Annotated in this window: 22 protein-coding genes; 14 read left to right on the top strand and 8 right to left on the bottom strand. The window is 70.0% G+C overall.

From position 1 onward, the window contains the following. Window positions 1–103 precede the first annotated feature (103 nt). The 7 genes from ACXAFN_RS01635 (at window position 104) to ACXAFN_RS01605 (ending at window position 5957) form a co-directional block, all read left to right on the top strand. Window positions 104–1546: a glutamine synthetase family protein gene (locus ACXAFN_RS01635; protein WP_474985612.1), complete on the top strand. Its 1443-nt coding sequence runs from the start codon at window positions 104–106 to the stop codon at window positions 1544–1546. Further along, window positions 1543–2250, top strand: a complete 708-nt coding sequence (locus ACXAFN_RS01630; protein WP_474985610.1) for a substrate-binding periplasmic protein — start codon at window positions 1543–1545, stop codon at window positions 2248–2250. Before ACXAFN_RS01635 ends, ACXAFN_RS01630 begins: the two co-directional genes overlap by 4 nt. Window positions 2251–2311: 61 nt before the next feature. Next, window positions 2312–3016, top strand: coding sequence for a type 1 glutamine amidotransferase (locus ACXAFN_RS01625; RefSeq protein ID WP_474985608.1), 705 nt, complete (start codon window positions 2312–2314; stop codon window positions 3014–3016). 1 nt (window position 3017) lies between these two features. Further along, window positions 3018–4514, top strand: a complete 1497-nt coding sequence (locus ACXAFN_RS01620; RefSeq protein ID WP_474985607.1) for an aldehyde dehydrogenase — start codon at window positions 3018–3020, stop codon at window positions 4512–4514. A gap of 177 nt (window positions 4515–4691) precedes the next feature. Next, a complete protein-coding gene (locus tag ACXAFN_RS01615) occupies window positions 4692–5048 on the top strand; it encodes a hypothetical protein (protein ID WP_474985606.1) in 357 nt (118 codons plus the stop codon). Between the two features lie 68 nt (window positions 5049–5116). Next, window positions 5117–5485, top strand: a complete 369-nt coding sequence (locus ACXAFN_RS01610; RefSeq protein WP_474985605.1) for a hypothetical protein — start codon at window positions 5117–5119, stop codon at window positions 5483–5485. Between the two features lie 91 nt (window positions 5486–5576). After that, window positions 5577–5957 carry a lysozyme inhibitor LprI family protein gene (locus ACXAFN_RS01605; protein ID WP_474985603.1) on the top strand — a complete coding sequence of 127 codons (381 nt, stop codon included), beginning with the start codon at window positions 5577–5579 and terminating at the stop codon, window positions 5955–5957. A gap of 33 nt (window positions 5958–5990) precedes the next feature. Here the strand turns inward: ACXAFN_RS01605 and ACXAFN_RS01600 are convergent, their stop codons facing one another. From ACXAFN_RS01600 to ACXAFN_RS01590, 3 genes are read right to left on the bottom strand one after another with little or no spacing between them, the layout of a single operon-like run. After that, on the bottom strand, window positions 5991–6851 hold the full coding sequence (locus ACXAFN_RS01600; RefSeq protein WP_474985601.1) for an SDR family oxidoreductase: 861 nt from the start codon (window positions 6849–6851) through the stop codon (window positions 5991–5993). 38 nt (window positions 6852–6889) lie between these two features. Further along, window positions 6890–10195 carry an AAA family ATPase gene (locus tag ACXAFN_RS01595; RefSeq protein ID WP_474985600.1) on the bottom strand — a complete coding sequence of 1102 codons (3306 nt, stop codon included), beginning with the start codon at window positions 10193–10195 and terminating at the stop codon, window positions 6890–6892. After that, window positions 10192–11451: an exonuclease SbcCD subunit D gene (locus tag ACXAFN_RS01590; protein WP_474985598.1), complete on the bottom strand. Its 1260-nt coding sequence runs from the start codon at window positions 11449–11451 to the stop codon at window positions 10192–10194. Before ACXAFN_RS01590 ends, ACXAFN_RS01595 begins: the two co-directional genes overlap by 4 nt. A gap of 74 nt (window positions 11452–11525) precedes the next feature. Here ACXAFN_RS01590 and nfi point away from each other — a divergent pair, with 74 nt between their 5' ends. Both nfi and ACXAFN_RS01580 read left to right on the top strand, forming a co-directional pair. Next, window positions 11526–12230 carry a deoxyribonuclease V gene (gene nfi / locus ACXAFN_RS01585; RefSeq protein WP_474985596.1) on the top strand — a complete coding sequence of 235 codons (705 nt, stop codon included), beginning with the start codon at window positions 11526–11528 and terminating at the stop codon, window positions 12228–12230. Window positions 12231–12302: 72 nt separating this feature from the next. After that, a complete protein-coding gene (locus ACXAFN_RS01580; RefSeq protein WP_474985594.1) occupies window positions 12303–12860 on the top strand; it encodes a DUF1415 domain-containing protein in 558 nt (185 codons plus the stop codon). 30 nt (window positions 12861–12890) lie between these two features. Here ACXAFN_RS01580 and ACXAFN_RS01575 read toward each other — a convergent pair whose 3' ends face one another. Next, a complete protein-coding gene (locus tag ACXAFN_RS01575) occupies window positions 12891–13775 on the bottom strand; it encodes an aldo/keto reductase (RefSeq protein ID WP_474985592.1) in 885 nt (294 codons plus the stop codon). A gap of 192 nt (window positions 13776–13967) precedes the next feature. On the opposite strand from ACXAFN_RS01575, the gene ACXAFN_RS01570 reads away from it, so the two are divergent. Beyond that, the gene (locus ACXAFN_RS01570) at window positions 13968–14399 is read left to right on the top strand and encodes an OsmC family protein (RefSeq protein WP_394594531.1); all 432 of its coding nucleotides are present in this window, start codon (window positions 13968–13970) and stop codon (window positions 14397–14399) included. An 84-nt stretch (window positions 14400–14483) separates the two neighbouring features. Here the strand turns inward: ACXAFN_RS01570 and ACXAFN_RS01565 are convergent, their stop codons facing one another. Beyond that, window positions 14484–15158 carry a gamma-glutamyl-gamma-aminobutyrate hydrolase family protein gene (locus ACXAFN_RS01565; protein ID WP_474985591.1) on the bottom strand — a complete coding sequence of 225 codons (675 nt, stop codon included), beginning with the start codon at window positions 15156–15158 and terminating at the stop codon, window positions 14484–14486. Beyond that, on the bottom strand, window positions 15155–16150 hold the full coding sequence (locus ACXAFN_RS01560) for an amidoligase family protein (protein ID WP_474985589.1): 996 nt from the start codon (window positions 16148–16150) through the stop codon (window positions 15155–15157). Before ACXAFN_RS01560 ends, ACXAFN_RS01565 begins: the two co-directional genes overlap by 4 nt. Before the next feature lie 95 nt (window positions 16151–16245). On the opposite strand from ACXAFN_RS01560, the gene ACXAFN_RS01555 reads away from it, so the two are divergent. The 4 genes from ACXAFN_RS01555 (at window position 16246) to ACXAFN_RS01540 (ending at window position 21838) form a co-directional block, all read left to right on the top strand. Next, a complete protein-coding gene (locus ACXAFN_RS01555) occupies window positions 16246–18561 on the top strand; it encodes a mechanosensitive ion channel family protein (RefSeq protein ID WP_474985587.1) in 2316 nt (771 codons plus the stop codon). A gap of 309 nt (window positions 18562–18870) precedes the next feature. Next, complete coding sequence (locus ACXAFN_RS01550; protein ID WP_474985586.1) at window positions 18871–19650, top strand: ThuA domain-containing protein; 780 nt, start codon at window positions 18871–18873, stop codon at window positions 19648–19650. After that, complete coding sequence (locus ACXAFN_RS01545) at window positions 19650–20726, top strand: Gfo/Idh/MocA family protein (protein ID WP_474985585.1); 1077 nt, start codon at window positions 19650–19652, stop codon at window positions 20724–20726. The genes ACXAFN_RS01550 and ACXAFN_RS01545 overlap by 1 nt, the downstream gene beginning before the upstream one ends. Window positions 20727–20866: 140 nt before the next feature. Next, a complete protein-coding gene (locus tag ACXAFN_RS01540) occupies window positions 20867–21838 on the top strand; it encodes a LacI family DNA-binding transcriptional regulator (protein WP_474985583.1) in 972 nt (323 codons plus the stop codon). Here the strand turns inward: ACXAFN_RS01540 and ACXAFN_RS01535 are convergent. Together ACXAFN_RS01535 and ACXAFN_RS01530 are read right to left on the bottom strand one after the other, a co-directional pair. Further along, on the bottom strand, window positions 21835–22239 hold the full coding sequence (locus ACXAFN_RS01535; RefSeq protein ID WP_474985582.1) for a hypothetical protein: 405 nt from the start codon (window positions 22237–22239) through the stop codon (window positions 21835–21837). The genes ACXAFN_RS01540 and ACXAFN_RS01535 overlap by 4 nt on opposite strands. A gap of 1 nt (window position 22240) precedes the next feature. After that, window positions 22241–23308 (bottom strand): J domain-containing protein, encoded by a 1068-nt coding sequence (locus ACXAFN_RS01530; protein WP_474985580.1) that lies wholly within the window; start codon window positions 23306–23308, stop codon window positions 22241–22243. Between the last annotated feature and the right edge of the window lie 131 nt (window positions 23309–23439).

Raw genomic sequence — 23439 nt, 5'->3', positions numbered from 1 at the left:
AATCGACCGAGCACTGCGCGTTTTCCCCTGGCTCCGCCAGGCACAACAACCACAACAGAACCGCCTTCGCCTCCTCAGGGAGCGTTTGGCAAAGGAGAATGACATGACGTCTCTGACAAGCACCGCCCAAGCCACGTCGGCCCTCGATACCGCCCTCCAGGCGGCCCCCACCACGGCCCTCGAGCGTCATCGCGAGACCAACAACAGCGCCGCGGTGACGCAGGAACTGAGCGCGCGCATCCGCGACTCCGGGGTCGAGTACCTCTACTACCAGGTAGTGACCCTCACCGGGCGGGTGGTGGCCAAGGTGGTGCCGGCCAAGCACCTGCTGCGCAATCTGGACAAGGGCATCCAGTTCCACCGTACCGCCATCTCCGATTTGCAGTGCAACCGCGCCGGTGAGCTGCTGGGCGGCGGCGCCCAGGCCGCCGAGTTCACCGGCATGCCGGACGCCGACAGCTTCAAGGTGCTGCCCTGGGACCGCTCCATCGGCTCCTTCTTCTGCCGCCTCTACGAACCGGAGCACCGTACCGAGAACGGCGGCAGCATCCTCGCCACCGACCCCCGCGGCCTGCTGCTGGACACCCACCGCCGCTTCGTCGACGAGACCGGCCTGACCCTGCGCACCGGCCTGGAGCCGGAGATGTCCTGGCTGGGCGAGAAGCTCGACGTCAAAGTGCGCCCCGGGGCCAGCCCCGCCTACCACCTGGGCAACCTGGAGCTGATGCGGCCCATCTTCAAGCGGGTCATGGAGTACGCCGGCGCCATGGGCCTAGATATGATCGAGGGCGACTACGAGGACCCGGGCCAGCTCGAGCTCAACTGGATGTTCGACGACTGCCACCTGACCGCCGACCGCATGATGACCTATCGCCTGATCTGCCGTCAGGTGGCCCAGGAGTTCGGGGTCAAGGCCAGCTTCATGCCCAAGCCCACCACCGGCAGCATGGGCAACGGCTGTCACCACAACTTCAGCCTGTGGCGCGGCGACGAGAACGTCCTCGCCGAGCCGGGCCGCCGCGAGTTGCACCTCACCGAGACCGGCCAACATGCCCTCGGCGGGCTCCTGGCCCATGCCCCCGGCGCCATGATGATCATGGCCTCCACCGTCAACTCCTATAAGCGCTACTGGGACACCGGGCTGTTCGCCCCCAACTGCATCAACTGGGGCATGGACAACAAGACCTGCACCGTGAGGCTCTCCGCCAACGGTCGCCTGGAGTTCAAGGTGCCGGACGCCAGCGTCAACCCCTACCTCTCCCATGTGATGCTGCTGGCCGCCATGCGCGATGGCCTGAAGAACGAGCTGGATCCGGGCGCCCCGGACAACAGCGACAGTATTCCGGGGGCGGCCGGCGAGATCCGCTTCCTGCCGCGCACCCTGGGCGACGCCATCGCCGCCTTCGACCAGGACGCCGTGATCCAGGGCGCCATGCCGGTGGAGATGGCCAGCCTCTATCGCGACCTCAAGGCGGACGAGTGGGCGCGCTACTGCGCCGCCGTGACCGACTGGGAAAAATCCATGTACGAGGACTACCTGCCGTGAACCAGACCGCAACCGATCTCAAGCTCAAGGTCCTCTGTGCCGACCTGCCCGCTCCGCCGCTGTTCTGGCGCGACGACCAGGGCCGCCGCCATGGCTACGAGGCCGACGTGGCACGGCTGCTTGGCAGCAAGCTGGCCGGGGATACCGCCTTCGTCTACCGCCAGTGGGCCGACTTCTACCCCGCCCTGGAGGCGGGGGAGGGGGACATCCTGCTCTGCGGGCAGGGCATCTCCGAGTACCGCCGGACCCTGGCCGACTTTACCGCCCCCTATGCGGTCTTCGACGAGTCGGTGATGGTGAAGCGCGGCTCGCCCATCCGCCGCGCCGAGGACCTGGCGGGGCGCCGGGTCGGGGCCATCGACAAGAGCCTCAACATGGCCCTGGCCGAGACCTTCGAGGGTGCCATTCGGGTGCCCTTCTCGGGGGAATCCGAGGACGTGATGGGGGACATGGTGGCGGCCCTGCGCCGCGGCGAGATCGACGCCTTCGTCGATGACGACGTGGCGCTGGTGCCCCTGGCCGAGGAGCAGGACCTGGCCATCGCCTTCACCGTGGCCAGCCGCAACGCCTGGGGCATCGCCGTGAAGAAGGGTGAGCCCGAGTGCCTGGCCCGGGTCGAGGCGGCCCTGGCCGAGGTCAAGGCCAACGGCGAGCTCCGGGCCCTGTGGGAGCGCTGGATGCCGACCCTCGACTACCCCTTCTGAACCGCCACGGGGAGCGCCGACCCGGCGCTCCTTCCCCTATTCCCGACACCCTGGTGACGCCATGAAACCGAGACGCGCCCTCGCGGTGCTGCACTCGCCCAGCGACGTGCCGGGCACCCTGCCCGAGGTGCTCGCCGAGCACGGCATCGCACTACAGACGCACCTAGTGAGTGCCCCCCTGCCGTCCCCTGAGACGCTAGAGATGGTGGTGGTAATGGGCAGCCCCGAATCCGCCTACGACTCGCGCCTGCCGTGGCTTGAGGCCGAACTGCACTGGCTGAAGGCGGTGATCGACGCCGGCGTGCCGACCCTGGGCATCTGCTTCGGCAGCCAGCTGCTGGCCCGGGCCCTGGGCGGTACCGCCCTGGCCGCCGGCGAGGCCGAGATCGGCTGGACGCCGCTGCGTGACCGCCATCCCGATTGGCGCCACCCCGGCCCCTGGCTCAACTTTCACTTCGATACCTTCCGTCTGCCCGATCACGTGACCCTGCTGGCCGACACCGCCCTGGCCCCCCAAGCCTTTCGCCACGGTTCGGCCTGGGGCGTGCAGTTCCACCCCGAGATCACGGTGGCGATGTTCGATACCTGGCTCGGCGATTGGCGCAAGAGCGAGGAGGGGCGGCACTTCCTCGCCGAGGCCGGCGACCTACCGCGGCGCCTGCGCGACGAGATCGCCCGGCGTCAGCCCGATAACAGGGCCAACTTTCGCCGCTTGATGGGCGATTTCCTGGCCGCTATTGCGGCGCCGGAAAAGGAGATGACCTGAGATGACCACCATAACGGCACAAGAATGGCGGGCCCGGGCCGAGGGCTTGACGATCGCCGCCCAGGCTTTTATCGACGGCGCCTATACGCCGGGGCGTTCCGGCGAGACCTTCGACAAGATCAGTCCCGTGGATGGCCGCCTGCTGGCACGGGTAGCCAGCTGCGATGGAGAGGACGTCGACCTGGCGGTGGCCGCGGCGCGCCGCGCCTTCGACGACGGACGCTGGGCCCGCCAGGCCCCTGTTGCCCGCCAGGCGGTGCTGCTGCGCCTGGCGACGCTGATCGAGGCTCATGCCGAAGAGCTGGCCCTGCTCGAGACCCTGGACATGGGCAAGCCGATCGGGGACGCCCTTGCGGTGGACGTGCCCGCCGCCGCCCGCGCCATCCGCTGGTCGGCGGAGGCCATCGACAAGATCTACGACGAGGTGGCGCCCACCCCCGGGGATCAATTGGGCCTGGTGACTCGGGAGCCGGTGGGGGTGGTGGCGGCCATCGTGCCCTGGAATTTCCCGCTGATGATGGCCTGTTGGAAGCTCGGCCCGGCGCTGGCCACCGGAAACTCGGTGGTGCTCAAGCCCTCTGAGAAATCGCCGTTCAGCGCCCTGCGCCTGGCCGCCCTGGCGGTGCAGGCGGGGCTTCCTGCAGGGGTGCTCAATGTTTTGCCCGGTTTCGGCCATACCGCGGGCCAGGGCCTCTCCCGCCACCAGGACGTTGACACCCTGGTCTTCACCGGCTCCACCCGGGTCGGACGGCGGCTGATGGTGGACGCCGGAGAGACCAACATGAAGCGGGTTTGGCTGGAGGCCGGCGGCAAGAGCCCCAATATCGTCTTCGCCGATGCCCCCGACCTAGGGGAAGCCGCCGAGGCTGCCGCCGCGGCCATCGCCTTCAACCAGGGCGAGGTATGTACCGCTGGCACCCGGTTGCTGGTGGAAAACCGCATCCGCGAGGCTTTCGTGGCCCGGGTGGTAGCCGCCCTGGAGCGCCACTGGCGTCCCGGCGATCCCCTCGACCCCGCCACCAAGGTGGGGGCCCTAGTGGACGGCATCCAGCTGGAGACAGTGCTGGGCTATATCGAAGCCGGCCGGGTGGAGGGTGCCACTCTACGCCTGGGGGGAGCGCCCCTGGTTGATGCTTCCTGTGCCCTGCTTGTGCCGCCCACCGTCTTCGACGATGTGACCCCCGGGATGCGTATCGCCCGGGAGGAGATCTTCGGTCCGGTGCTCTCGGTGATTGGCTTCGACGACTTCGACGAGGCCATTGCCATCGCCAACGACACCATCTACGGCTTGGCCGCTGCGGTCTGGACCCGCGACCTATCTAAGGCGCACCGCGCCGCCCGGGCATTGCGTGCCGGCAGCGTCTGGGTCAACCAGTACGACGGCGGTGATATGACCGCCCCCTTCGGTGGCTTCAAGCAGTCCGGCAACGGCCGCGACAAGTCTCTGCATGCCTTCGATAAGTACACTGAATTCAAAGCGACTTGGATCAAGCTCTGATTAGCAACGTAATTCACTCGTGTCCTCCCCAGTAGACGCCGAGAAAAAGGAGGGTTGTTCTTGCTAGAGCCTGAGGGCGTCGGTGTAGAAGTGATAGTTGATGTTATTACGCGGTGACTTTCTTATAGCTTATCCTTTTCTTGTGCGTAAGCGGTCTAAGCTTTACAAGGAGGTAGCATGAAACTGACGTCTCTCAGCGATGGTGAGATTCTGGATGTGGTCAGGCCGTTGGCGGAGCACACCGAAGCGTCATGGAACGCCAAGGACCACCAGGCATTCTGCCGCTACCTGATCCTCGAAGACGTGGAGCGGACCTTTCCGGAAGCCGAGTTCCAGCGCCAGATCGAGGAAAGCTACGACACCTATGGCGTGCACCGTATCGGGGAGCTGGTGGCGATACATCGCAACCCGGATAACGTGATCGTGATCTGGAAGGTGGAGTTCGAGAAGCGCGAGGCGCCGGGGCTGCTGATGTATGGTTTCAAGGAACACGAGGGCGAGGTGCGCATCGCCGGTTGTTCGTACCATGCCTGAGCCTGCCGTCCCTGGTGGGCATAGCGACGATCCTCCGGTCTTGGGGCTTGGTGGAACAGGGAAGGAACGTGAGGCTGATCCGGCAGTATGACGACTTGATGCAGGCACAGGATGCCGCCTTGCGACTGCGTGGGGAGGGAGTTCCTACGCATATATCGTCCAGTAACTCCCATGTGGCCTCCGGCGTGGTGACCGGTGCCTTGAAAGTGGGGCTATGGACCTTGCTGGATTCGCAGTATCACGACGCCTGTGCCTTTCTGGAAGATGCGGATCATCGAGTCACCACGGGCTTGCCTGAGGAGGAGCTGGTTCGGCTGGAGTCGGCGGCCAGCGAGACGTCGTTCGCGTCTTTCAACAGGCTGCTTTGGTATGGCGTTCCCGTGATCCTGGCCGTCATAGGTGGCCTCGTGTACCTGAAGGAGAAGGGCGTGCTGTGACGCGGGGCAATGGCTCGACGTGTTCCGCAGGTAAACCCTTCTGGCACGACGTGCGTCGAGTCCTTGTAACCACTGACCGAAAGAGGCGTCGATGAAGAAAATCGGGATCATGATGCTCTGCCTGGCGCTGCCATCACTCGCCCACGCCAATGAGCGCTACACGCCTGGCTATGCCGCCTGCATGGAGGAAGCGGGCGGCGTCACCGTGGACATGATCGACTGCATCGCCGAGGAGCTTGCGACGCAGGATGCCCGACTGAATGGCGCTTACCAGGCATTACGTGGTGAGCTTTCCGAACAGCGCCGCGAGTCATTGCTGCAGGCCCAGAGGCTGTGGATCCAGTATCGCGATGCGAACTGCCAGTTCTATGCCACGGCGGGCGGGACCCTGGCGAGAGTCTCCGCGAATCAGTGCATGCTGCGCGAGACCGCCGAGCGTGCACAGGAGCTCGACGCCATGGGTGGCTTCTGAGCGGACTCTGCCATTCCGTAGTGACACCGGCACTCACTCCCGCTCGCCCTTGGTCGCACGCAGCAGTACCCGGTCCATGCCTCTGGTGCTCAGCAGTCGCTTGAGCGCGGCGAACAGGTGGGTGGGGACGGTAACGGCATAGCGCGGTTTAGGCCGTCTGTTCTCGAGGGCGTGGATCAGCTTGTCGACCACCGCCTCGGGGCCCAGTGTGAAGGTGCCCTTGCCGTCCTCGCTGGAAAGGCGAGCCTCGACCTTGACGTAGGTGTCGGCGTGGGCGCTGTGGACGGTGTCGATATTCGCCTTGAAGGCAGCGTGGGCGTTGTGGCGGAAGCGGCTGGCGATGGGGCCGGGCTGGATCAGGCTGACGTGGATGCCGCTGCCCTTGAGCTCCTGGCGCAGGGTGTCGGTGAGGCCCTCGAGGGCGAATTTGGAGCACACGTAGGCGCCGCGATAGGGCAGGGCGGCGAAGCCCAGCACCGAGCTGTTGTGCACGATGCGCCCGTGGCCCTGGGCGCGCATCATCGGCAGCACCTTGGTGGTGAGCTCGTGGGTGCCGAGCAGGTTGGTCTCGAGCTGTTCGCGCAGCACGTCCCGGCTCAGGTCCTCCACCGCGCCGGGCTGGCCGTAGGCGCCGTTGTTGAACAGCGCTGTCAGCCGTCCGCCGGTACGCTGGCGCACTTCCTCCACCGCGGCGTCGATCGAGGTGCTGTCGGCCAGGTCCAGCCGCAGGGCCTCCAGGCCTTCCTCTTCGAGCCGTGCCACGTCCTCGGTGGCTCTTGCTGTAGCGAAGATCCGCCAGCCGCGCTTGGCCATGGCATGGGCCGCGGCGTGGCCGATTCCGCTGGAACAGCCGGTGATCAGCAGGCTGCCCGTCGTCTCTTGGCCTTCCGGCATCCTCGTCTCCTTCCATCTTTCCGTGTGTCTCGGGATCGCTAGCCGCTGACCAGCCGCGCCTGGCTGGTGCCGTTGCCCAGCGGCTCGACGCGGATCTGCACCGGGATGCGCTCGTGCATCTCCTGGACGTGGGAGATCACCCCGACGCGGCGCCCCAACGCCTGCAGGCCGTCGAGGGCTTCCATGGCCAGCGCCAGGGATTGCGGGTCGAGGCTGCCGAAGCCCTCGTCGATGAACAGCGATTCGATGGTGAGCTCCCCCGAGGCCATGGAGGCCAGCCCCAGCGCCAGGGCCAGCGAGACCAGGAAGGTCTCGCCGCCGGACAGCGAATGCACGGAGCGGCGCTCGTCGCCCATGTCGTGGTCGACCACCAGCAGGCCCAGTTCGCTGCCGCCGCGCACCAGCCGGTAGCGGCGCGACAGCCCGCCGAGATGGGCGTTGGCGTGCTCCAGCAGCTGCTCCAGGTTGTAGGCCTGGGCAATGCGCCGGAACGCCTTGCCGTCGGCGGAGCCGATCAGCTCGCTGATGCGGCCCCAGCGACGATGTTCGGCGCGCGCTGCCTCCAGCTCGGCCTGGGCGTCCCGCTGGCGCTGGCGACGGCGGTCGTCGTCGTGCAGGGCATGGGCGGCCTCGTCGCGCTGCTGCTGGGCGGCGTTCAGCCGTGGGGTGAGGGCCTCGCGTTCCTCGGCGAGCGCCTCGCGGCGCCGGACGATCTCGGCTTCGGCGGCCTCGTCCAACGGCGCCGTCTCGTGTTCGTCTGGGGCCACCAGCTCCCGATCGCGGCGATGGCCGAGCAGCGCCTTGCGGCGTTCGGCCAGGGTGGCGGCGGTCTGCTGGCGGGCCTGTTCGGCATCCTCCAGCTGCTGTCGCCGGCGCTCGGCCTCGTCGTCGGGCTGGGCGAGCAGCCGGGTGAGGGTGGCGTCGTTCAGCTCCGGATGCGTCTGCCGCCACTCGATCAGCTCGGCTTCCAGGGTGTCGCGCTCGCGGCTCATCGCCTCGAGCCGCTCGGCCTCGTGGGCCGCCTGCTGGGCGAGGCGCTGATACTCGGTTTGCGCCTCGTGATAGCGAGCCAGGGCCGCGTCTCGCGCAGTGGTGGCGGCCTGCTGTCGGGCGTCGAGGCGTTGCTGCCAGGCGTCCGGCGAGGCGTGCTCGCCGAGGCGGGCGCGGAGGTCGGCGGCCAGGGCCTCGCGGGCCTGACGCAGCGGCGGCAGCCGCTCGGCGAGCCCGGCGAGCTCCTGCTCGAGCTCGCTCTGCTGGGAGCCGAGCCGGGCGAGGTCGATCGCGTCCTGATGCAGCGCCTGGTTCAGCGGCGCGAGTTTGGCCTCGGCCTGAGACAGCTCGTCGAGGACGCGTCGATGCTCGGTTTTCCGTGCCTCGCTTGCCTGCCGTTGATGGCCCAGCCAGTCCTCGCGCTCCTCGGCGGCGATGGCGGCCAGCTCCGGCTGCAGCGGATGCGCGTCCAGCGCCCGCTGCGCCTCGTCGCGCTGCCGGTCGGCGTTGCCGAGGTCCTCGCGCTGCTGGGTCACCGAGGCCTTCAGGGCGCGGTATTCGCCCTGCAGCTCGTCGAGCTGTCGCTGGGCCGTGTTCGTGGTCGTGCGGGCCTCCGCCAGCTGGCGATCCTCTTCCTCCTGCTGGGCGGCGAGCTGGGCCGCCTCCGGCGAGGCGGGTGGCCGGTGACGCCAGGGATGTTCGAGTCCGCCGCAGACCGGGCAGGGCTCGCCGTCCGAGAGGCCCTCGCGCAGGTGGATGACGCTCTCGCTGCGCACGGCGCGGCTGCGCTCGACGAACGCCTGAATGCTCGAGAGGTGGCGCTCGGCGTCGTCGAGGCGCTGCCGGGCGGCCAGTCCCCGACCGAGCAGCGCCTCGAGGCGCTGTTCGTGGTCCACCAGGCGCGTCTTCAGCGTCTGATGGGCCCGCTCGGCGCGGCAGGCCTCCTGCCAGCGGCCGTAAAGCTCGCCCAGTTCGAGCCGGCGCTGGGCCGCCGAGTCGTGGGCCCGCTGGGCGGCCTGTCGAGCGGCGTCCAGGTCGTCGTGGTCGCCGATCAGGCGCTCCAGAGCGGCGTGCCAGCGGTCGCGCTGCTCGCGTCGTTGGCTGTGGGCCGCGTCCGCCTGGCGTCGCTGCTCGGTGAGGGAGGTGGCGCGTCGACGGCGCTCCTCGTGAGTGCGCTCGAGCTCGGCCAGCTGCTGGTCCTGGGTCGCGAGCCGCTGGGCCAGCTCCCGGGCTTCGCGCAGCGCGGGCTCGGCCTGCTGGCGTGCCTCGCTGGCTTCCGCCAGTGCCTTTTCGGTGGCCTCGCTGGCGCGCCCGGTCTGCTCCCGTGCGGTCTCGGCGTCGGTAAGCGCTCGCTTCGTCTTGGCGTGAGCCGCTTCCAGCGCCTCGAGCTCGCCGGGCAGCTCGGCCTGGCGCGTCAGCCGATGGCGTTGGGGCAGGATCACCCGTCGCCACGCCTGATCCTCCCGGGCGGGCGTCAGCGCCTGCCATGCCTGCTCGGTCGCCTGCTGCTCGGCCTGGCCCTGGCGCAGGGCCTCCACCAGGCGGGTATCCTCGTCGTGCCAGCGCTGCTCGGCCTGAAGCGCTTCCGAGCGCTTCTGCAGGTCGGTGAGCGCTCGCTGGGTCGCCTCGGCGGCCTGCTCCAGCTCGGCGCGGGCGTCGGCCTCGGCGGGCAGGTCGTCGGCGAGCCGGGCCTCGATCTTCTCCACGGCCTTCCTGGCCTCGCTGGCGCGGCGGTAGGCGGCCATCGAGATGGCGGAGTATTCGCTGGTGCCGGTCAACCGCTCCAGCAGATCGCTGCGCTCGTTGTCATCGGCCTTGAGGAAGGCGGCGAACTCGCTCTGGGCCAGCAGCACGGCGCGGGTGAACTGCTCGAAGGTCAGCCCCAGGCGCTCGGGGAGCAGGCGGTCGAATTCGCGCTTCTGGGCGGTCAGCAGGCGATCGTCGTCCAGGTCGGTGAGCGACTGCTCGGCGGCCTGCAGGCGGCCGCCGGTCTTCTCGCGGGCTCGGCGCACCGCCCAGCGGGCGCGGTAGCGGCGTCCGTCGCGGCCCAGGAAGTCGACCTCGGCGTGGCCGCTGGCCGTGCCCCGGCGCAGCAGGGTGCGCGGGTCGGCGGTGTTGAGCGTGGCATCGCCGACGTCCGGCAGTGGCGCTTCGCGACCGGGCGCCTGGCGCAGCCGTGGCGTGCCGCCATAGAGCGCCATGCATAGGGCGTCGAGCAGGGTGCTCTTGCCGGCGCCGGTGGGGCCGGTGATGGCGAACAGCCCGGCATCGCGCAGCGGGGGGGCGGTGAAGTCGAGCGCCAGCGGGCCGGGAATCGAGGCCAGGTTGGCCAGGCGCAGGGCGAGGATCCTCATGCCGATGCCTCCCCGTCGTCGTCCAGCACGTCCTGGCGCAGTCGGTCGAAGTCGGCGAGCACGTTCTCGTCCGGCGGCTCGCCCCACTGGTTTTGCCAGGTGCGCTCGAATAGCCGGCGGGGGCCGAGGGTCTCCAGGTCGACCCGTTCGGGGGCGTCCTCGGCCGCGACGGCGGGCAGGCGGCGCTCGAGGCGCAGCAGGCGCAGCGGCTTGTCGGCAAGGGCGGCGTCCACCCGGGCGCGCAGGTCGGGCATCGGCGCCTGGAGCTCGACGCGCATCTCCAGCCAGGGCCAGCGCTCGCGGGGTCGCTCATCGTCAAGCTCCAGTGCCTCCAGCTCGGTCAGCACGTCGTCGAGCGGCGCGGGACCGAGGCGATGCATGGCCACCGGACGCGGCACCGGAACGGGCTCGACGCCTGTCAGCTCCTCGTCGTCGAGGGTCGCCTCGACCACCTGATGGGGGTAGGCCACCTCGCTGAAGTCCAACGGCAGGGGGCTGCCGCTGTAGCGGATGCGCGCCTCGCCGACCTGCTGGGCGCGGTGCAGGTGGCCCAGCGCCACGTAGGCGATGTCGTCGGGAAACAGTGCGGCGGAGATCGATTCCTCGCCGCCGATCACGATGGGCCGCTCGCTGGCCTCGGAGACGGCGGCGCCCCTCAGGTGGGCGTGGCTCATGGCCACCAGCGCCTGTCCGGGCTCGCGGCGCTCGCGGGCCGCAGCGATAAGTTGCTCGTGGACGCGGGCGATGCCGGCGACGTAGTCGTTGGGCGCCTCGTCGTCTTCGTCGGCGCGCGCCAGGCCGCCGGTGACCTCGGCGGGGCGCAGGAAGGGCAGCGCCAGGCACCAGGCGCGGGTCTCACCGGGGGCGTCGGTGAGCGGCACCAGCAGGCGCTCGGCGTCGAGCCGGCCGTCGTCGAGCCAGCTCACCCGGCCCCGGGCGTGGGTGCGCAGGCGCTGCATCAAGGGGGCGGGCAGCTCGATGCGGTTGCCGCTGTCGTGGTTGCCAGCGATCAGCACGATATCGAGGCCGGGCAGGCGTTCGTGGGCGCCGACGATGAAGTCGTAGAGCAGTTCCTGGGCGCGCAGCGAGGGATTGACCACGTCGAAGATGTCGCCGGCCACCAGCAGGGCGTCGGCCTCCCGCTCGACCAGGGTATCGAGCAGCCAGCCCAGGAACGCCTGGTGCTCTTCATGGCGCTCCTGGCCGTGGAAGCTCTGGCCCAGGTGCCAGTCGGCGGTGTGGATCAGTCTCAGCATCGGCTCCCCGGTGTTCCGTCACACGGCAAAACCCGTAGTCTAACCCGAGCACCGCCGCCATATCAGGAGCCTTCATGCCCTCTCTCCCCCTGCACGACTGGAATCTTTCCCCCTCCGATGCCATCACCCTGCAGAAGCGCCTGGCCGGGCGGGTGGAGCGCGAGGATCGGCTGGAACCGGTGCACTGCATTGCCGGGGTGGACATCGGCTTCGAGCAGAATGGTTCGATCACCCGCGCCGCGGTGGTGGTGCTGGCCTGGCCGCCGGTGGGCGAGGGTGCCTTCGAGGTGGTGGAGCAGGCGGTGCACCGCGAGCCGACCCGCATGCCCTACGTGCCGGGGCTGCTGTCGTTTCGCGAGGTGCCCGCGGCGCTGTCCGCCTTCGAGAAACTCGTCACCCGGCCGCAGCTGGTGATGGTGGACGGCCAGGGGATCGCCCATCCGCGGCGGCTGGGCGTGGCCAGCCACCTGGGGCTGTGGCTCGACCTGCCGACCCTCGGCGTGGCCAAGACGCGGCTGTGCGGTCGCCACGGCGATCCGGGGCCGGCGCGGGGCGACTGGACGCCGCTGGTCGATAACGGCCAGGAGGGCGAGGAGACGATCGGCGCGGTGCTGCGCTCGAGGGAAGGCGTCAAGCCGGTGTTCGTCTCCCCGGGCCATCGGCTGTCGCTTCCCACGGCGCTGGAGTGGACGGTGGCCTGCCTGGGGCGCACCAAGCTGCCGGAGCCGACGCGGCTGGCCGACCGGCTGGCGTCGAGGAGAGATCAGCGACGGCGCTGAGTCCGACGCGCTTGCCATTCGCCGCCGGGCGGCGGACCATGGCCGCCCCTTCATGCAGCCCGGATGCCCGCCATGAGTGCTTCTTCCGCCAGCCCCCTCGAGGCTACCCGCGCCTGGGTCGAGACCTTCGTGGTCGGCCTCGAGGTGTGTCCCTTCGCCGGCCGCGAGGTCGCCCGCGACAGCATCCGCTATGTCGAGGTGGACGCCAGCGACCCGGCCGCCGCCCTGATGCGCCTGATGGAGGAGTGCTGGCACCTCGATGAGCACGCCGAGACCGAGACCACCCTGGTGGTGCTGAGCGAGGGCCTGGCGGACTTCGACGACTACCTGGACCTGCTGGGCATGGCCGAGGCGCTGCTGGTGGAGCAGGGCTACGAGGGGATCTACCAGCTGGCGAGCTTCCATCCGGACTACCAGTTCGAGGGCGAGGCGCCAGACGCCCCGCGCAACTACACCAACCGCTCGCCCTGGCCGATGTGGCACCTGATCCGCGAGGCCGGCCTGGAGCGAGCGCTGGCTCACTATCCCGACCCCGAGGCCATTCCCGAGCGCAATGCGGCGCTGATGGAGGCCAGGGGCCGCGAGGCCCTGGCGGCCTCGCTCGCCGCCCTGCGCGGGTCCGGCCGCTAACCACCAGGGCGGTAGACGCCTTCCGCTTGGCTAGACGATATCCAGCGGCTCCTTGCGGCTCGGCGCCGGGAAGGCGGCGTCGAGCCTGGCCAGGGCCTCGTCATCGAGCGTGGTCTCGAGCATGGCGGCGTTCGCGCGCACGTGATCGGGCTGCACCGCCTTGGGAATGGCGATCAGGTCGCGGGCTCCGTCGACGGGCCTCACCGCCCAGGCCAGCAGCAGCTGGGCCGGCGTGAGCCGCCGCTCGGCGGCCAGGGCGGTGATCTCGGGGTGATCGAGCAGCCGACGCCGCAATCGGCCGGCCTGGGCCAGCGGGCAGTAGCCCATCAGCGGCATGCCGTGGTCGCGCTGCCAGGGGCGCAGCGAGTGCTCGATGCCTCGCGAGCCCAGATGATAGAGCACCTGGTTGACCGCGCAGTCGCCGCCGCCGGGCACGCTCTGCAGGGCCTCCATGTCGTCGATATCGAAGTTGGAGACACCGAAGCGGCGGATCTTGCCGGCCTCGCGCAGCCGCTCGAAGGCCTCCAGGGTCTCGTCGAGCGGAATGCCGCCCGGCCAGTGCAGCAGGTAGAGGTCCAGGTGGTCGGTGCCGAGCCGGGCCAGGCTCGCTTCGCAGGCGGCGATCGCCGAGTCGCGGCCGGCGTTCCAGGGATAGACCTTGGAGACCAGGAAGGCCTCGTCGCGGCGACCGGCCAGCGCCTCGCCGACCACTTCCTCGGCGCCGCCGTCGCCGTACATCTCGGCGGTGTCGATCAGCGTCATGCCAAGCTCCAGCCCCTGCTGCAGGGCGCGCACCTCGTCGGCGCGCGGGGCCAGGCCCTCGCCCATGAACCAGGTGCCCTGGCCGATGGCGGGCAGGGTCACGGTCGCCTCATGGGCGGTGGCCGGCAGGGTGACGCGAGCGGGTGTCGTCATGGGGCTTCCTCTCGATGTCATGATGGAGGGTGCATATATTTGGAAACATTTTCCATGTATTCTGGCGATGAGCCGATGGGGATGCAATGCGGCCTTGTGGTCCGGAGACATCATCCCCATGGTCTATCGTGTAAAGGCAAGATTGCGACCCATCCCGCGCGCTAGCGCTATCCCGCAACACAAGGAGTCGACATGAGCATCAAGAAGAACGGCAGCGCCGTCTGGCAGGGCGGCCTCAAGGACGGCAAGGGCACGGTCTCCACCCAGAGCGGCGTGCTCAGCGATGTGTCCTACAGCTTCGCCAAGCGCTTCGAGGGTGAGGGCGGCTCCAACCCCGAGGAGCTGATCGGCGCCGCCCATGCCAGCTGCTACTCCATGGCGCTGTCGATGATCCTCGGCGAGGCGGGCCACACTCCCGAGCGGATCGCCACCCAGGCCACGGTCTCCCTGGAGCAGGACGAAGGCGGTTTCAGCATCACCGCGATTCACCTGGAGACCCGGGCCAGCGTTCCCGGCGCCGATGACGCGGCCTTCCAGGACGCGGCCAACAAGGCCAAGGCAGGCTGCCCGGTGTCGAAGCTGTTCAATGCCGAGATCACCCTGGACGCCAAGCTGGAGGGCTGACGCCGACCGCGACGTCGCTGTTCCACGCGAGAGGCCGCCCCACGGGGCGGCCTCTCGGCGTTCGGGGCAGGCGTTGGTGGGCTGTCAGCCCCGGCGGGCGGCGTCCACCAGGGCGCGGATCAGGCGCTGCTGGGGGCGGTTGAATACCAGCCACTCGGGGTGCCACTGCACGCCGATCAGGAAGTCGTGATCCCGGGACTCGATGGCCTGCACCAGGCCGTCGCGGTCGCGGGCGACGATCTCGATGCCGCGCCCGGCCCGGCGCACCGCCTGGTGGTGCAGGCTGTTGATGCGGCACCAGGTGACACGCAGGATGCGGTTCAGGCGGCTATCGCCGATGATGTCCACCGTCTTGCGGGGCAGCACGGTGCGTCGCCGCTTGAGCCCCTCGTAGCTGGTGTAGATGTCCGGGTCCAGGGTGCCGCCCAGGTGAACGTTGATCAGCTGGGCGCCGCGGCAGATGCCCAGCACCGGCGTGCCGCGCGGGATGAAGCGCTCGAGCAGCGCCAGTTCCAGGTCGTCGCGGGCGGGATCGACGCGCACGTCGAGCTGGATCTCGCCGCCGTAGTGGTGGGCCTCGATGTCGTCGCCGCCGCCGATGATCAGGCCGTCGAGGGCCGTCGGCCGCGGGCGAGAGGGCGACAGTCGCAGCGGGCGGCCGCCGTGGCGCCACACGGCGAACCAGTCGAACCACCAGGCGATGCGGCTCTTGCGGTCGGAGGTGGTGATGCCGATCAGGGGGCGGGCGTCCTGCCTCATGCGGGGGCGAACCTCCGGCGCAGGGCCTGCCAGGCGCGCACCGGCCAGGCCGGGCGATGGCGGGCCAGGTAGTCGGCGGCCCGCTCGGCCAGGGTGTCCGGCGAGGCGGCCAGCGTTTCCACCTCGAGCCAGCGGTTCCACTCCTGGGCGGCGCCCCAGTCGGGCTCCGAGAGCTGGGCGTTGGGCAGCCGGTAGTGGTAGGTCGGCCGCGGGTGGACGAGGCGATTGGCCAGCAGCTCGTGGGGATGCGCGGGGTGCAGGTGGGCGAACAGCGGCAACAGGTCGAGCTCGCGGTTGCGGGTCTCGTTGTACTCCAGATAGTCGTCGATCAGCGTCTCCAGGTCCGGGGCATAGTCCGGCTCGAGCACCTTGAGCACGTAGGCCCGCGGGAAGGGATTGGCGTGGGGCAGCACCTCGCGGGTGATGTCGACCCGGATCTGCTCGCGCAGCCAGCCGGCGGTGAGCAGGTAGGCGCGCAGGTGGGCCAGCAGGCTTTCGACCTCGAGGCTCGGCGCCTCCGGGTTGAGGTGCAGGCCGAAGCCGTAGAGCAGGCTGGCGTCGGTGCCCTTGGCGCCGTGCTCGCGCAGCGCCACGAAGAGGGCGTCGAGGGCGTCGAGCTCGTCCCAGGGCACCGGCGGGCAGATGATTTCGGTGGGCACCAGGCCGGTGACCACGTCGCCGATCAGCTCCCGGGTGCGTTCGTGGAACTCCTGGCGCATGCGCTCCCACTCGCTGTCCCGGTAGGCCTCGTGGTCGACCAGGCGCTCGTCAGGATGGGCGTACTGGGTGTCCAGCTCGATGCCGAAGTCCCCCCAGCGGGCGCCGCTGACCTTGAGGCGATGGGGGCTCAGCACCACCACCTCGCCACCGAACAGTTCCTGCACCAGGCAGGCGGTGTTGCGCGGGGGCAGGCCGGCGAACTCGATTTCGACCCCGACCCGGCGAGGCCTTCCCTGGGCATTGTCGGGCACGGGTGGCGGTTGCGGCGTCATGACGGCATCCTGTGTGACGGTATCGGCAGCCTAACATACTGCCCGTCAATCACAGGACGAGGGGACACCACTCCCCTCCCAACCCGGGAGATCCGATGTTGCCCGTTCCAGCCCGTCTCTTGCCGGCCCTGAAGGGGCTGTTGCTGCTGGTTCTCACGCTGATGCCGCTGGTCGCGGCCGCCCAGTCGCTGCCGCTGTCCGCCCTGGGGGGCGGAAGCGGCGGCAGCGAGGAGGGCCGCGACCCCGAGGCCCTGCAGCAATCACTGGATCGCGTCATCGCGACCCTGGAGGACGATGCCCGGCGCGGCGAGCTGCTGGCCGACCTGGAGGCCCTGCGCGACGCCAACGGCGAGGTCGCCGAGGGCGAGGGCATCGCCGGCCAGCAGGGCCTGCTGGGGGCACTGGCGGATACCTTCAACGACCTGGGCGAGCAGGCCGAGTCGGGTCGCTCGCCGATCAATGATTGGCGCGAGCAGTTCCGCCAGGGCTGGACGGACCTCAGCGAGCTGGTGGTGCGCACCGGCGACGGCGCCCTGCTGAACTTCGTCGTCGAGCTGGCGGTGCTGGTCGGCATCTGGGCCGGCCTGCTGGTGATCCTGATCGCGCTGGGGCGCATCCTGGCGCTGCGTCGCGGCTGGCCGCTGGACCTGCCGCGGGAGCCGCGCGGCATGCTGATGCTGATCCATTTCCTGCGTCGCCTGCTGCCCTGGGCGCTGGCCTTCGCGCTGGTGCTGGGCGTCGCCCAGCTGGTGCCGGAGAGCGCCGGACGCACCGGGGCGCTGGTGGTGGCCTACGTGGCGCTGTGTGGCCGCACCCTGTCGGTGGTGGTGGAAACCGTGGTCTCGGTGTTCACCCGCGGGCATCGTTTCGTCGCCGTGCGTCACCTGCACCAGCGGGCGCTGCGCCCGCTGTTCGTGATCGGCGCGCTGATCGCCCTGGGCGACGCCTTCAATTCCACGCGCCTCACCGAGGCCATCGGCATCGACCTGGCCAGCCTGTGCTCGGTGATCGCCAATATCCTGGCGGCGGTGCTGAGCGGGCGCTTCATCCTGCGCTTCAAGCGGCCCATCACCCACCTGATCTATAACCGGTCGTATCGCCATCGCTGCGAGAGCAGCAACGCCGCCGACATGGTGCGCACGGTCGGGGGGCTGTGGCATGTGCCCGCGCTGCTGCTGGTGGGCGGCTCGCTGGTGGCGATCTTCGTCACCGGCGGCGACGTGGGCACGGCCCTGGCCCGCTCGATCGTCTCGGCGTCGCTGCTGGTGCTGACCCTGGTGGTGGCCGGGCTGATCCGGCGCCATGCCGAGGGGAGAACCAAGCGACGCTATCGGCGCGAGTATCGCCGGCGCCTGGAGCGCTTCGGCTATACGGTGGCCCACGTGCTGGCCTGGATCGCCTTCGCCGAGCTGTTCCTGCAGGTGTGGGGCGGCTCGCTGATCGGCATCGGCCGCCAGGGAGTGGCCAGCGTGCGCATCGGCCAGGCGCTGCTCGGCATCGGCTTCACGGTGCTGCTGGCCTGGCTGGCCTGGATCTTTGCCGACACCGCCATCCAGCGCGGCCTGGCGTCCTCGGCGCGCTCCCGGGGGCGGCGGGTCAACCAGGCCCGGGCCCAGACCATCACGCCGATGATCCGCAACATCATCTTCGCCACCATCGTGATCATCGCCGCCATCGTCGGCCTGGCCAACCTGGGGGTGAACGTCACGCCGCTGCTGGCCGGCGCCGGGGTGATCGGCCTGGCGGTGGGCTTCGGCGCCCAGACCCTGGTGCAGGACCTGATCACCGGCATCTTCATCCTCATCGAGGATTCCCTGGCGGTGGACGACTTCGTGCAGATCAACGGCCACATGGGCAGCGTCGAGGGCCTGACCCTGCGCACCGTACGGCTGCGCGACCTGGACGGCATCGTGCACATCATCACCTTCAGTCGCATCGACTCGATCCACAACATGTCGCGCCAGTTCGGCATCGCGCTGATGAAGGTGCGCATTCCCTACGACATGAAGATCGACGAGGCCATCGCCATGATGCAGGAGACCGCTCAGGCGCTGCGCCAGGACCCGATGATGCGCCACCACATCTGGTCGCCGCTGGAGATGCAGGGCATCCACGCCTTCGAGGATGGCTGCCCACTGCTGCGCATGCGCTTCCGCACCGCGCCGGAGATGCAGTGGGACGTGGCCCGGGCCTTCAACCTGATGCTCAAGCGGCGCCTGGAGCAGGACGGGGTCGACCTCGGCGTGCCGCGGATCAGCGTCAGCATGGAGGGCCACGGCGGCGGCCGGCTCGACGGCACCGCCGAGTGGGGCGAAGGCCGCGACGCCGCCGGGCGAGAGGCCGGCGAGGCGGAGGTCGCCGACCCCCATCGCCAGACCAGCGCCAGCGGCGCCTCTCCGGATCCCGGCTGACGACCCGCGCGGCGCCAAGCCCTCCCGCTTCCCATTCTTCTGCACGCGACCGAGCCCGGCCACCGCCGGGCTCGGTCGTTTTCGTTCGCGTGTTCTCTTCCTCGCGTCTCCATTTCGCTAGCCGCACAGCGGCGCCTGCGGTTTCTGTGCCGCCGGGCGGCCGGGCGGCGAGATGCGACCATGGTCGCAATGAGTAAACGTTTACGAACTGAGGGTAACCGTTTACGTTGTCGCCATGTCGCCGCTATCGGCGGCGTGTCCAGCGCCCGCCAGGGCAATGTCCGGGGCAACATCAAGAGGAGCCAATCCATGACGATCAAGGTCACGGTCTGGGGCGAGAACGTCCACGAGCAGACCAACGAGGTGGTCGCACGCATCTATCCCGAGGGCATGCACGCCTGCATCGCCGCCGGGCTCAACGAGGACCCGCAGATCGAGGCTCGCGCCGTCACCCTGCAGGACCCCGAGCACGGCCTCAGCGAGGCGCTGCTCGACGACACCGACGTGCTGCTGTGGTGGGGCCATGCGGCCCACGGCGACGTGCGCGACGAGATCGTCGACCGCGTCCAGGCGCGGGTGCTGCAGGGCATGGGCCTGCTGGTGCTGCACTCGGCCCACTACGCCAAGATCTTCAAGCGCCTGATGGGCACCACCTGCTCGCTGAAGTGGCGCGAGGCCGGCGAGCGCGAGCGGCTGTGGGTGGTCAATCCCGGCCATCCCATCGTCCAGGGCCTGGGCGACTACCTCGAGCTGCCGCACACCGAGATGTACGGCGAGCCCTTCGCGGTGCCCAACCCCGACGAGGTGATCTTCATCAGCGCCTTCGAGGGCGGCGAGGTGTTCCGCTCCGGCCTCACCTACAAGCGCGGCAACGGCAAGATCTTCTACTTCCGCCCCGGCCACGAGACCTACCCGATCTACTACGACGACCAGGTGCGCCGGGTGCTCAAGAACGGCGTGAAGTGGGCCTGCCCGGAGGGCTCGCGGTGGATCGACCGCTGCCCCAATGTGCCGCCCGAGCAGGCGCCGAACCCGGTCGAGGTCAAGGGCGAGGGGCTGCACAAGCCCGGCGAGGAGGGCTTCAAGTGATGCGACTGGCGATCATCGGTGCCGGCAGCATGGCCGGCGAGCATGCCAAGCGCTTCCGCGCCCTCGGCGACGTGGAAGTGGTGGCGGTGTGCGACCTGGACGGCGACAAGGCGCGTGCCTTCGCCGAGGCCCACGAGATCCCCGAGGCCTATTCGGACCTGGCGGCCATGCTGGCCCGCGACGACATCCAGGCGGTGAGCAACGTCACCCCGGACGGCGTGCACAAGGCCACGTCGCTGGCCGCCATCGCCGCCGGCAAGCACATCCTGTGCGAGAAGCCGCTGGCCACCCACGCCGCCGACGCCGAGGAGATGGCCGCGGCGGCCCGCGAGGCCGGAGTGATCAACATGGTCAACCTCAGCTATCGCGATGCCCCGGCGATCCAGCTGGCCCGCGAGCTGGTGGCCGAGGGCCGCCTGGGGCGGGTGATGCACGTCGACGCCAGCTATCGCCAGAGCTGGCTGGTGAGCGACGCCTGGGGGCGCTGGGACCAGGACAGCCAGTGGCTGTGGCGGCTCTCCGAGGCCCACGGCAGCAAGGGCGTGCTGGGCGACGTGGGGGTGCATATCCTCGATTTCGCGAGCTTCCCGGTGGGCGACATCGCCGCCGTGACCTGCCGGCTCAAGTGCTTCGACAAGGCCCCGGACAACCGCATCGGCGAGTACACCCTCGACGCCAACGACAGCGCCCTGATGCAGGTGGAGTTCGCCGGCGGCGCCCTGGGCACGGTTCAGGCCACCCGCTGGGCTACCGGCCACCACAACTCGCTGGCGCTCTCGATCCACGGCGATCGCGGTGCGCTGCGCGTCGATCTCGATGCGGCCCGGGACAAGCTGGAGGTGTGCCTCGGCGAGGACGTGCACCCCGCGCGCTGGACCGAGCTCAGCGCCCCACCCACGCCGAGCATCTACCGGCGCTTCGTCGACGGCGTTGCAAGCGGGGTCAACGACCAGCCCGACTTCGACCGCGGCGCGGCGCTGCAGCGAGTGCTGGACGCCTGCTTCGACTCCGACGCCCGGGGCGGTGGCCTGCGCCTGGAAGGGCAGGCCGCCCCGGCGCCGGGCCAGCCCGCCTGATCCGCGCCGTCCGCCCTGTCATGGCGGGGCGGCGGTCGCACCGCTCCGTCCGATCGGGCACAATCCCGTGGTCGCAAGCGACGTAGGCGGCAGCAGATGGTGGCCGGCGCGAGGCCGGCCGCCCGGTGACGAGGCAGGCGATGAGCAGAGAACCGTCGAAGACGGCCAACATTCGGGAAATCGCGCGGCGGGCTGGGGTCTCCATCGCCTCGGTCAGCCGCGCGCTCAACGACAAGCCGGGCATCAGCGAGGCGCTGCGCGAGCGCATCCTCACCATCAGCCGCGACGTCGAGTACCGCCCGAGCGCCGCCGCCCGCCAGCTGATCAGCGGCAAGGCCGCGGTAGTGGGCATCTCGCTGGGGCGTCGCGACTTCGAGCTGCGGCCCTACTATATCCTGCTCTACCAGCATCTGACCGTGGCGCTGCATCGCCAGGGCATGGTGCCGATCTTCTTCCCCCACGACCGCACCGCGAGCCTGCCCGATCAGGCCGGCGCCGCCATCCTGCTCGGCGAGTTCGCCGACGACCCGCGCCCCGAACTGATGACCGCCCACGGCGTGCCCTTCGTGCGCATCGGCCCGGCCGGGGAGAGCTTCTCGGTGGCGCCGGAGGATCGCCACGGCATCTACCTGGCCACTCGCCACCTGGTCGAGGGCGGGCGACGGCGCATCGCCTTCGTCGGCGACGACCTGCAGAGCCCCCACAGCCAGCATCGCCTGGGCGGCTACCGCCAGGCCCTCGACGAGGCCGGCCTCGAGGCCGGGCTGATCGACATTCCCCCCAACCTGGACCCGGCGCTGACCGGCTATCGCTGGCTGAGCCGGCGCCTGGCGCACGAGCCGCGCGCTTACGATGGCCTGGTGTGCGAGACCGACGAGCTGGCCCGCGGCTGCCTGACGGCGCTGGAGGATCTCGGCCTGGCGGTGCCGGGCGAGGTCGCGGTCACCGGCTTCGACGACCTGCCGACCCTGGCCGGGTCGCTGACCACGGTGCGTCAGGACATCGCCGGCATCGCCGCCATGAGCGTCGAGCTGCTGGGCGAGGCGCTGGCGGGCAAGCCGCCGCGCCATGTGTCGATGCCGGTTGAACTGGTGGTCCGCGAGACCAGTTAGAGGAACATCCCCAGTCCGATGCCGCCCGCCAGGGTGGCCAGCCACAGCACGGCCACGGCGAGGCGTCGGCGCGGCCCGCGGTTGTGGGCCAGGGCGGCGCGGTTGAGGCGCTGCATCCACTCCTCGAAGCGCGAGCCCGGCGGGCCCGGGGGCAGCGAGAAGTCGTCGGCGGGACCGGCGCGCCAGTAGGGGGCGTGGGTCAGGCCCAGCCGGGCGCGCAGCCGGCCGATGTCGGAGAGGGTGTCGTGGAGGGCGTCGTACTCGGCGCGGCGCCATTCCGCCTGGAGTACGGTGGCGGCATCGGCCTTCAAACCGGTGTGCTCGCAGCGCTCGATGGCCGCGGCCACGGCACCGTCGTCGGCGTCCACGGACAGGCGCAGTCGCTGGTAGAGGTCGCGCATCTCAGCTCACCTTCATCAGGAAATCGTAGGCGCGGCGGATCCGCTGGAAGCGTCGCGAGGCGCTGGCCACGATGGCCTCGCCCTCGCGGTGGAAGCGGTCCGGGTGGTGCGCCTGGGCCAGGCGGCGGTAGGCCTTGCGGATCTCGCCGCGGCTGGCGCCGGGCTCCAGGCCCAGCACTACCAGGGCGCTGCGGATGCGCGGGTCGGGTGCATTGGCGCGCTGGTGGGCGTGGCTCGCCCCTTCGTTGCCGGCCCGCGATCGCTGGCCGCGGTCGTCGTGGCGCTCTTGCTTGCGCTCCCGGTCATCCCGACGGCGCTCGCGCTGTGTCTCGCGCTCGGCCCGCTGACGTTCCCGTTCGGCCTCGCGCCGGGCCTGCCGGCGGCGACGTTCCGCCTCGCGTTCGGCGTACTGGCGGGCCTTCTCCTCTTCCTTTTCTGCCTGGCGCTGGCGCTTGGCCTCCGCCTTGGCCTCGCGCGCCTGGCGACGGGCCTCGGCGCGCTGCTCGCGACGGCTCGCACGGATCTCCTGCTCGGCGGCGTGTTCGGGCTCATCTTCTGCATCGGGCTGCCGCTCGCGGCGGCGTTCCCGGTAACCTCGCTCGCGGCGCTGCCAGTAGTCGCTGCGGCTGGGATCGGCCGGCTCGCTCAGCGGCCGGCCGGCCTGGGAGGCATAGAGCGCGGCGAACTCGGGCGGCGAGACGCCCAGCAGGTCCGCCAGGAAGCGCAGGATATGGTGGTTGGCCAGGGTCGGCTCGGCGTCTTCGGTGGCCAGGGTGACCGCCAGGCGCAGGAAGGCGCGGGAGGTCTCGCCGTGAAGCTCCTTCTGCAGCACCTCGGCGGCGAGCTGGATGGCGCCCAGGTCCTGGCTGGCGGCGATCTCCAGCAGCGGCGTCAGCTCATGGCCGTGGCGGAAGGCCCCGGTCAGGGCGACCAGGTGGGCGCGCTCCGACTCCCCGACCGGCCCCTGCTGCGTCAGCACCCAGGCCAGCAGCAGCAGGGCGGCGCTGTCGGCCTGGTCGCGACTCTGGAGCAGCAGCAGTTCGAAGGTGGAGAAACGGGCGGCGGTCATTCCCTGACTCTTGTTGATGGGGCTCGTCGGTGGCCTGGTGGATGGGCCATGGCCCGGACATCTTCGTGCTGGCCCCGGGCCTTGGCAAGCCCGCGGCCAGGATATGCTAGCGTAATCACGGGACCGGCCGG

This window comes from Halomonas sp. ABH4_019, assembly GCF_056159885.1.
The sequence above is the reverse complement of the archived record's forward strand: the minus strand, read 5'-3'. Positions and strand labels throughout refer to the sequence as shown.